General features: G+C 63.3%; 8 protein-coding genes. 6 read left to right on the top strand and 2 right to left on the bottom strand.

Going from position 1 to position 9,793, the window contains the following annotated elements:
* Positions 1–218 precede the first annotated feature (218 nt).
* From A985_RS0115475 to A985_RS0115460, 4 genes are all read left to right on the top strand, one after another.
* The gene (locus A985_RS0115475; protein WP_017234310.1) at positions 219–497 is read left to right on the top strand and encodes a hypothetical protein; all 279 of its coding nucleotides are present in this window, start codon (positions 219–221) and stop codon (positions 495–497) included.
* A complete protein-coding gene (locus tag A985_RS0115470) occupies positions 487–741 on the top strand; it encodes a hypothetical protein (protein WP_017234309.1) in 255 nt (84 codons plus the stop codon). The genes A985_RS0115475 and A985_RS0115470 overlap by 11 nt, the downstream gene beginning before the upstream one ends.
* Positions 742–751: 10 nt before the next feature.
* Positions 752–2,338: a PepSY domain-containing protein gene (locus A985_RS0115465; RefSeq protein ID WP_017234308.1), complete on the top strand. Its 1,587-nt coding sequence runs from the start codon at positions 752–754 to the stop codon at positions 2,336–2,338.
* 512 nt (positions 2,339–2,850) lie between these two features.
* Complete coding sequence (locus A985_RS0115460) at positions 2,851–4,431, top strand: isocitrate lyase (protein ID WP_017234307.1); 1,581 nt, start codon at positions 2,851–2,853, stop codon at positions 4,429–4,431.
* A 92-nt stretch (positions 4,432–4,523) separates the two neighbouring features.
* Here A985_RS0115460 and A985_RS0115455 read toward each other — a convergent pair whose 3' ends face one another.
* Positions 4,524–5,294 (bottom strand): ferredoxin--NADP reductase, encoded by a 771-nt coding sequence (locus A985_RS0115455; RefSeq protein ID WP_026132014.1) that lies wholly within the window; start codon positions 5,292–5,294, stop codon positions 4,524–4,526.
* Positions 5,295–6,030: 736 nt separating this feature from the next.
* Between A985_RS0115455 and A985_RS0115450 the strand changes: the two genes are divergently transcribed.
* Together A985_RS0115450 and A985_RS0115445 are read left to right on the top strand one after the other, a co-directional pair.
* Positions 6,031–6,309 carry an HU family DNA-binding protein gene (locus A985_RS0115450; protein WP_017234305.1) on the top strand — a complete coding sequence of 93 codons (279 nt, stop codon included), beginning with the start codon at positions 6,031–6,033 and terminating at the stop codon, positions 6,307–6,309.
* Positions 6,310–6,679: 370 nt separating this feature from the next.
* A complete protein-coding gene (locus tag A985_RS0115445) occupies positions 6,680–7,714 on the top strand; it encodes a CHAD domain-containing protein (RefSeq protein ID WP_017234304.1) in 1,035 nt (344 codons plus the stop codon).
* 4 nt (positions 7,715–7,718) lie between these two features.
* On the opposite strand, the gene A985_RS25715 is transcribed toward A985_RS0115445, so the two are convergent.
* The coding region (locus A985_RS25715; RefSeq protein ID WP_232424635.1) for a heavy metal translocating P-type ATPase at positions 7,719–9,793 on the bottom strand (2,075 nt) is incomplete at its 5' end.

The following is a 9,793-nucleotide window of genomic DNA, read 5'->3' as shown; positions in this document are numbered from 1 at the left end:
GTGTGCTCAGGCGCGGCACCCCATTTCCAGGCGCGCTATTTCGGGATTTTGGCGACTCATGTTATAAATGCGAATCGTTTCTGTTACCATTCGCATCATCACCCAAAAATGTGTGAACGCTGCGTTTGCGCGGAACCGTTTTCGATCGGCCTCGACCGTCGCGTCGCCAAAGGGTGACGTCTTCGCCTGCGGGCCATATTTTCATGTGATTCCCGAGCATGTTGATTGGATTGGCTATTGCCCTGGCATGGCTGGCAGGCGGCGCCTGCTATCTCACCTCTGAGCACCAGCGTGTGCGCGCACGACGTTTGGCTGCACAGCCCGCCCGGTCACTCTCGCTGTTGGCCGCTATTGTCAGCCTGGGTTGCTGGTGGCTGGCGGCCGGCCCTTCGGCCGGCATCGCGGCGGCGTTCATGTCGCTGTGTTTCGGCCAGCTTTTCTGGCCGTATGCAGTGGGCGGCTGGCGCTCTTTGCGCGGAAACACTCATGTGGAGTAGAACCTTCGCGGGCCTGGTGCTCGGCGGCTTCGCGGCGATGGCGCTGTGCGGCACTATCGCCCATCTGACGCCGGTCGGTTGGCAAACGGCGGTGATTCCCGTCATCGCCCTCTTCCCGCTCCTGTGGCTTGGCCTGTGTGCCGTCGCCTACGCGAGCCGCACCGCCAAACACGCGTGGGTTGGCCTTGGCGCCACCACCGTCGTCGCCTGGGTTGCTCTGCTGTTGGCGCACGCCGTCGGGTAAGGATTGTTCAATGCGCGCCCAAACCCTTCGCCAATATCTGAGTGTCCACACGTGGGCCGGCATCGTCGCCGGTTTCGCGCTGTTCATCGCCATGCTCGGCGGCGCCCTGACCGTCTTCCATCATGAGATCGAACGCTGGGAGCAGCCCGCCACGCGTCATGCACCGCTCTCGCTCGCGCAAACGGAACAGCTCGCCGAGCGGGTTCGCATGCAATTCCCGGCCGCGCGCGAGCAGATGGGCGTGGTGTTGCCCAATCACTCGCCAACGCCCTTTGCCTACTGGCAGGAACCGAACGGCGAATGGCAACAGGCACGCTTGCCCGCTAACGCCGAGGGTACCGCGCCGTCGCTCGTGATCGGCGAGGCGCGCCCGGGCCTGTCGGGCACGATCAATGCGCTGCACTACTCGCTGTCGATCCCGACCTACGGGCTATATCTGATGGGCGTGGTGTCGCTGTTCTACGGCATGGCGTTGATCTCGGGCGTGATCGTGCATCTGCCGCGCGTCACGCGAGACCTCTTTGCGTTGCGCCCGGGACGCAACGTCAAGCGCTTCTGGCAGGACGCGCATAACGCCATCGGCGTGCTGAGTCTGCCGTTTCATATTGTCTTCGCGTTGACAGGGGCGCTGCTGTGCCTCCTCCTGCCGCTGATGATGGCGTTCAACGTCGTGACGTTCGATAACAAGCTGCTGTCGCAAATTCCGCAGATAACGGGCGCAGTGCCGGCAACGATCGCACCGGTCGACGGCAAGCCGCTTGGTCTCACGGCCCTGCTCGCCCGCGCCGAGCACGCGGCGCCCGGCATGGAAGCGACCGCCGTGGCGTGGACCCGCTACGGCAAGCCGGACGCGGTGGCCGAAGTCTACGGCGAGGCCAGCGACTCGCTGGGAGTGTTCTCGGCCGTGGCCGTGCGCCTGAACGACGGGGCGATCGTCGGTCAGCACAGCCCCGGCGTACGGGACGCCAACCACGCGATGCTCAGCATGATCTACGGCGCCCACTTCGGTAACTTCGCGGGCGATGCCATGCGCTGGGTGTACTTCGTCCTGGGCCTGATGGGTGCGGTGCTCGTCTACAGTGGCAACCTGCTCTGGCTCGAATCGCGTCGCAAGCGCAACGCAGCCGTACAACCCGCCCATCTGCGAGGGATGGCCAAGGCCACCGCCGGCGTGTTTCTCGGCACATGCCTGGGGATTGCCGCGGCCTTCGTCGGTGCGATCGTCGCCCCCGACATGACGGCGCTCTCAATCTTCATCGCCACGCTCACCGCCTCGATGCTTTTCGCCGCGCTCGCGGCGCCGGCGGTGGCAGCCACGGGACTACTTGCAGCGACGGCGCTCGTCTGCCTCATTATCCCGGCCGCCGACGCCGTGCTCACGCCGGACAATCTCGTGCGCTCGATGGCTGCGGGCGATTGGGTGCTGGCCGGCGTTGACCTCGTCGCGATCGTCTTCGCGGGCGGCTTTGCACTGTTCGCGTGCGCGACCTGGAAACGCGCCCGCCGCGGCGATCCCTACAGCGTGTGGGCACGACCCGCGCCGACTTCCGCTGCCCCGACCTCAGAAGCCAGCGCTGACCTGAGCGCCAAGCCCTAGCAGCGAGTCGCACGCACGGCCACGTCGACGCGCGCCTGACCGGCTGCCGGTCGATCCGAGGCGCGCCGCCTTCCAAGATGAGTCAGGCCCCAGCCGGGTCCGGCTGGCGGCTTGCGTAGCGCGCTTGCCCCCACATTGGATCGCGCCATTCATCGCCCGTCGGAACGTCGCCTCGTCTCAACAGACGTCCACACAATCATTCCGCCAGCGCTCGTTGCTCACGCCATCGGCGCGTGTCCCGTCTCCAGCCAACGAAAGCGCATTTCACATTGCGGAATTCCCTCGAAATTTCGCTCGCCTCATTTTTCCGTCACCCGAAAACGTGTTTCGAATTGCGAAATATTGCACATATGTCATTGAAAAATAAGCATAAATTAACTCTTATGTCTTATATAAGACTTGACCCAATCGCGCCAAACGGCGGTACCATTTCGTCATGCAGTTCGCTTCGACATACGGGGGCGACACGCTGAACCCTTTATTCAAACGCGCTTTGCTCTCAGGAGAGGCACATGACCCAATATCAAGACGACATCACCGCTGTGGCTGGTTTGAAGCAGAAACAAGGCAGCGCCTGGGATGCCATCAATCCCGAATATGCCGCACGCATGCGTGCCCAGAACCGATTCAAAACGGGTCTGGACATTGCCAAGTACACGGCCAAGATCATGCGCGCCGACATGGCCGCCTACGATGCGGACCCGTCCAAGTACACCCAGTCGCTGGGTTGCTGGCACGGCTTCATCGGCCAGCAGAAGATGATCTCCATCAAGAAGCACTTCAACACCACCGACCGCAGCTACCTTTATCTGTCGGGTTGGATGGTTGCAGCACTGCGCTCGGAGTTCGGACCGCTGCCGGACCAGTCGATGCACGAAAAAACCTCCGTCACCGCGTTGATCCGCGAGCTGTACACGTTCCTGCGCCAAGCGGACGCCCGCGAACTCGGCGGCCTGTTCCGCCAACTGGACGCGGCCGACGGGGCTGCCAAGGCCGCCATCCAGGAGAAAATCGACAACCACGTCACCCACGTCGTGCCGATCATCGCCGACATCGACGCGGGTTTCGGTAACGCGGAAGCCACCTACCTGCTGGCCAAGCAGTTCATCGAAGCCGGCGCATGCTGCATTCAGATCGAGAATCAGGTGTCCGACGAGAAGCAATGCGGTCACCAGGATGGCAAAGTCACCGTGCCGCACGAAGACTTCCTCGCCAAGATTCGCGCGATTCGCTACGCCTTCCTTGAACTGGGCGTGGACGACGGCATTATCGTGTCCCGTACCGACTCACTGGGCGCCGGCCTGACCAAGCAGATCGCCGTGACCCACACGCCGGGCGACTTGGGCGACCAATACAATTCGTTCCTTGATTGCGACGAAATTTCGGCGGATGCCCTCGGCAATGGCGACGTCGTCATCAAGCGCGACGGCAAGCTGCTGCGCCCCAAGCGCCTGCCCAGCAACCTGTTCCAGTTCCGCCCTGGCACGGGCGAAGCACGCTGCGTGCTGGATTCCATCACCGCACTGCAAAACGGCGCCGACCTGCTGTGGATCGAAACCGAAAAGCCGCATATCGCCCAGATCGCCGGCATGGTCAGCGAGATTCGCAAAGTGATCCCGAACGCCAAGCTGGTGTACAACAACAGCCCGTCGTTCAACTGGACCTTGAACTTCCGCCAGCAGACGTATGACGCGATGAAGGCGGCCGGCAAGGATGTCTCAGCCTACGAGCGCGGCCAGTTGATGAGCGAGGAATACGATGACACCGAATTGGCGGCCGTCGCCGACGAAAAAATTCGCACGTTCCAGGCCGATGCGGCGCGCGAAGCCGGTGTCTTCCACCACCTGATCACACTGCCGACGTACCACACCGCCGCACTCTCGACCGACAACCTGGCCAAGGAATACTTCGGCGATCAGGGCATGCTCGGCTATGTGGCCGGCGTGCAGCGCAAGGAAATTCGCCAGGGCATCGCCTGCGTGAAGCACCAGAATATGTCCGGCTCGGACATCGGCGACGACCACAAGGAGTATTTCAGCGGCGCAGCGGCCCTCAAGGCAGCGGGGAAAGACAACACCATGAACCAGTTCTAACCGGTTCCGATGACAAAAAAAACCGCTCGATTGAGCGGTTTTTTTTCGTCCCAAGGAAGCAAGCGCTGCCTTGAGCGTAGGGGCCGACGGACTTAGCCGACGAACGCACGCTCGACGAGGTAGTGCCCCGGGGCGTGGTTGTGGCCTTCCACGAAGCCACGCTTCTCCAGCAGCTCGCGGGTGTCCTTGAGCATAGCCGGGCTGCCGCACAACATGATGCGGTCGTTTTCCGGCGAAAATTCCGGCAAACCGATGTCGGCGAACATCTTGCCCGACTCAACCAGCTCCGTGATACGGCCCTGGTTTTCGAACTCTTCGCGCGTCACCGTCGGATAATAGATCAGCTTGTCGCGCACGTATTCACCGAGATACTCGTGCGCCGGCAGATGCTGCGTAATGAGATCGCGATACGCCAATTCGCTGGTGAAGCGGCAGCCGTGAACCAGAATGATGTGCTCGTAGCGATCGTAGACTTCCGGATCGCGGATGATACTCATGAACGGCGCGAGGCCCGTGCCCGTCGAAAGCAGGTACAGATGCTTGCCCGGCAACAGGTTGTCGTCGATGAGCGTACCGGTCGGCTTGCGTCCAACGATGACCTTGTCGCCCGGCTTCAAGTGCTGCAGACGCGAGGTCAGCGGACCGTCCTGCACCTTGATGCTCAGGAACTCAAGCTCTTCCTCGTAATTCGCGCTCGCCATGCTGTAGGCGCGCAGCAGCGGTTTGCCTTCCACTTCCAGCCCGATCATCGTGAACTGGCCATTGACGTAACGGAACGAAGCGTCGCGAGTGGTCTTGAAGCTGAACAACGTATCAGTCCAGTGGTGGACTTCCAGCACGGTCTGTTGATTCTGAGTACTCATATTGGCTTGACGTATGACGACGGGCGGGGCGCGGCACATCGACGGAACTAATGCCCGAATCGCCTGACATGCGAATGCGCGAGCCGTCCTTGATGGCCCCGATGCCCGGACCCCAGGCGCGCCTAGCAGACGCACTTCCGGTTTTGGGCGGGAAAACCCCATTATTTTACCTCAAACGGGAATTGCTTTCATTTGTCCCCATCGGACCGCAAGGGTTTTGGCGGAATCGTGCGCCAACGCAGCGCGTCGACTCGACCGAACACGCGCGAAGTCCTTCGTATTCCGACCGATGTAACGCATCGAGCCGCTCGCAGGGCAAGTTGACGCCAACCAAAAGTCGCGCCAGTACGCAAGCCCCCATCGGCTAGGGAAACCCCCAAAGCCCGCCCAGCAAGGGATTGCGCCGGTGCATGACCGGAGATGCCCGTAGTTACCGTGTTTTTGTCATCATGAACGAGAAAGTACGCGGCATCGCACAACAAAATCGCCGCAAACCGTTGTCAGCACTGGCCCACAGCCCGCCGATGGCTCTATAATGCGGCTGCCCGGCCAGTGTCGGCGCCCTCTCGAGGCGTGACGGGATGGATCTTAGGATCGCGTTTGCGTGACGTGTCGCGATGGCGACTTTCTGGCATGTGCCGCGTGCCTTATGGCGCGGATACAACACCGACACTCGCCAAATGGCGAAAGTGTTAGAGTTGTCGCCGGTATTCACCACCTCTCAAGGGAAACACACATGAACAAACAGGAACTGATCGACGCCGTCGCCGGTGTTACGGGTGCTAGCAAGGCTCAAACTGGCGAAACCCTCGACACTCTGCTCGAGACCATCAAGAAGGCCGTCGCCAAGGGTGACGCGGTCCAGTTGATCGGCTTCGGCTCGTTCGGTTCGGGCAAGCGCGCCGCACGTACCGGCCGCAACCCGAAGACCGGCGAAGCGATCAAGATCCCGGCCGCCAAGACCGTGAAGTTCACGGCTGGCAAGGCGTTCAAGGACGCTGTGAACAAGAAGTAAAACCAGTTGCGCGCAGGCCGGCCTTCGGGCCGGCCTATCTTTTTTGCTCGCATGGCCGCGCCGCGGTGTGCAGCAATGGATAGGCGTCACGTCATCCTCTCGCGAGGTCCACGACTGATGTGACGCTGCGTGCCTCGCGGGTGTCCTGCACACCACAGCTCGGGCACCGGGCGCCCGCGACGAGACGCTCCCAGCGTCGTCTCCTGCCCCACTCCGGCAGCGACTCTCCTGTTGTCATCCCCTGCCGTCAACACCCACCGTCCTGACGCGCGTTGCCGATGGCTTTTTGCGAATCGCCGCACCTCGCGCAGCCCCCGCGCCACCCTGTCGCATCGGTCTTCCTTGGCGCTTGGCCCCAGGCAACTATGCTATGTTGCGTGACATGACACGCGTGACGACAGCGGCCATCGCCGCCGCCATCGAGGGACCGTCCGCTGCCGGCCAGGCCCCCACGGAGACGCGCACGGCGCTTGGCGCCGCGCGCATGCGGCGCATGTCCGCTGCACGCCTGCTCGTCACCCTCGCCGCGCAGATCCTGCAACAATGGCCATCGCTACCGAAGGCGGGCGAGGACAGCGACATCGCGTCCATCGACGCCGAGGTCGTGCACGAGTTGCGAATTGCGATACGTCGTCTGCGCGCGTTGATCGATGTCTTTTCGCCGTGGCTCAAGCCTCGCTGGCACCATCGGTTGAACGAGGAATTGCGCTGGCTGGGGCAATCGATGGGCCCTGCGCGAGATACCGATGTGTTAGCGACAACGACATTACCCGCGTTGCGCGCCGACTTTCCCGACATCGACTGGCCTGCGGTGGACAGGCACGTGGAACACCTGCGCCGCGTCGCCCGCGCACAAGTTGCCGCGGCATTGACCGGCGAGCGCCAACAGGCGTTGCATGGGTTGCTGCTCAGCGCCTTCGGGATGCGCGAGGACGGCCGATGCAAGATTCGCTCGGCCAAGGCATTGCGACGCCCCTCTCGTACGCCAGGCAAGCGGTCGCGCGCGTTGGCGAAGCATGCCCGCAACATGCTGCGCGCCCAATACATCGCGCTGTTTCCGGATTGTCGCCAGTTGGCCATGCTCGACACCGAGCAGTTGCACGCGTTGCGCGTGAAGATCAAGAAGGCCCGTTACAGCGCCGAACTGTTGGCGCCCTGGCTACGTAAATCGGTCTGCTCGCCCTACGAGAGCACACTGCATGCCGCACAGACGCTCCTTGGGCAACTCAACGATGCCGTCGTCGCGCAGCGAATGTGCGAAGCCATGCCGTTGCACGACGCGCAGCGCAGTGCCATGATCCGACGCCTCGATACGATCATCGTCAACACCACAAGCCGCGCGGCGCACGTGCTGGGCCAGTTGCCGGATGCGCACACGCTGGAGCGCGGCATGCGCGCCCGCTGAGCGCTCACGCCACCTTCGTGCGCAGCAGGCGCATGCCGTTTGCAATCACCAGCAGACTGGCCCCCACATCGGCGAACACCGCCATCCACAGCGACGCCAGCCCGACCACCGCCAGCGCGAAGAACACGGCCTTGATGGCGAGCGCCACGGCAATATTCTGCTTGAGCACCGTTGCGGCACGCCTCGACAGCGCCAGGAAGGCCGGCAGCTTGTGGAGGTCATCATCCATCAGCGTGACGTCGGCCGTCTCCAGCGCGCTGTCGGTGCCGGCCACTCCCATCGCGAAACCGACGTCGGCGGCTGCGAGCGCAGGGGCGTCGTTAATACCGTCGCCGACCATGCCCACGTACCCGTACGTCACTCGCAAGGCCGACACCGCCTGCCATTTGTCTTCCGGCAGCATTTCGGCACGCACGTCGCTCACGCCCGCCTGCCGACCGATCACTTCCGCGGTCGCACGATTGTCCCCGGTCAGCATCACCGTGTGAACACCCATGGCAGCCAGACGCGCGATGGCGTCACGGCTTTCCGCGCGCAGCGTGTCAGCCACCGCCAACACGGCGATCGCCTGCGTTTCGCTGGCCAGCACGATGGCCGTGCGGGCTTGCGCCTCGAGACGTGCCAACGTCGCCTCTACGTGCGCATTGCACACGCCGAGCGATTCGATCAGACGATGGTTGCCGAGGTAGTAAAGGGTCTGACCGACACGCCCCTTCACGCCCATTCCCGCGAGTGCTTCGACCTCCGTGACCGACGGTAATGCGCCAAGACCCGCTCGCGTATGACCGTCGACCACGGCGCGCGCCACGGGATGGGTGGTCTGCGCGTCGAGCGCGGCGGCGAGCGTGAGTGCCTCGTCGTGTGACGTTTCGCCCAACGGCACCACGTCGGTCAGGCGCGGCTCGCCACGCGTCAGCGTGCCCGTCTTGTCGAGCGCGACCGCGCGGACCAGACGGCCGGTTTCCAGAAACGCACCGCCTTTGATCAGAATGCCTGCACGAGCAGCAGCCGTCAGGCCGCTCACGACCGTGACCGGCGTAGAAATCACGAGCGCACACGGACACGCGATGACCAGCATCACCAGCGCCTTGTAGATCCAGGGCGACCATGCCAGACCGAAGGCCAGCGGCGGCAGGAGCGCGACGAGCAACGCGCACAGCACGACAACCGGCGTGTAGATCCGCGAGAACTTGTCGACGAAACGCTGCGTCGGTGAACGTTGCTGCTGTGCGGTCTCCACGATACGCACGATGCGCGCAAGCGTCGTATCGCCCGGCGCAACGCGCGTGCGATACACGATCAAACCGCTTTCGTTGATGCTGCCCGCGTAGACCTCGTCGCCCACTGTCTTGTCGACGGGGACGCTCTCCCCAGTGATCGACGCCTGATTGAGCGCCGAACTGCCCTGCTCGATCACGCCGTCGATGGCAATGCGCTCCCCCGGCCGTGCACGCACGCGCGTGCCCACCGCAAGTGACGCCGAGGGCACATCCAACCAGGTACCGTCCGGCTGTTCGACCGACGCCCGATCGGGCGCCAGGCGCATCAGCGCTTCGACGGCGCGGCGGGCACGCGTGAGCGATGCGGCTTCGAGCTTTTCCGACAAGGCGAACAGCACGATCACCATCGCCGCTTCCGGCCATTGACCGATGCACATCGCGCCAATCACAGCGAGCGACATCAGGAAATGAATGTTCAGCGTGAGGTGACGCAGCGCGATCCAGCCTTTCTTGAGCGTTGGTAGTCCGCACGCGAGAATGGCGGCCACGACCACAGCGCCGACCCAGGGACTGTGCTCAGGCACGCCGGACCAGACCGCGATCTCGCTTGCCGCAGCCAGCAAGACGCCCGCCACCAGACGGGCAATGTCTGCCTTTCGGCTCGCGGGGGGCGGCGGTGCATTGGTGTCGCCGGCGGCCAGCGGCACCGGCGTCATGCCAAGCTTGCGCAAGGTGTCGGCGACCGCCTCCCCATGCCGGGCAACGTCGGTCGACGACGCGTTGACGTCGAAAACGATCGTCAATTCTCGCTTGAGCAGGTTGAAGTACAGCGCATCGACGCCGGGCCGATGCTCAAGCT

Source organism: Pandoraea sp. B-6, from assembly GCF_000282835.1.
Classification (GTDB): Bacteria; Pseudomonadota; Gammaproteobacteria; order Burkholderiales; family Burkholderiaceae; genus Pandoraea; species Pandoraea cepalis.
Note: the sequence above shows the minus strand (reverse complement) of the source record. Positions and strands in the feature narration are given on the sequence as shown.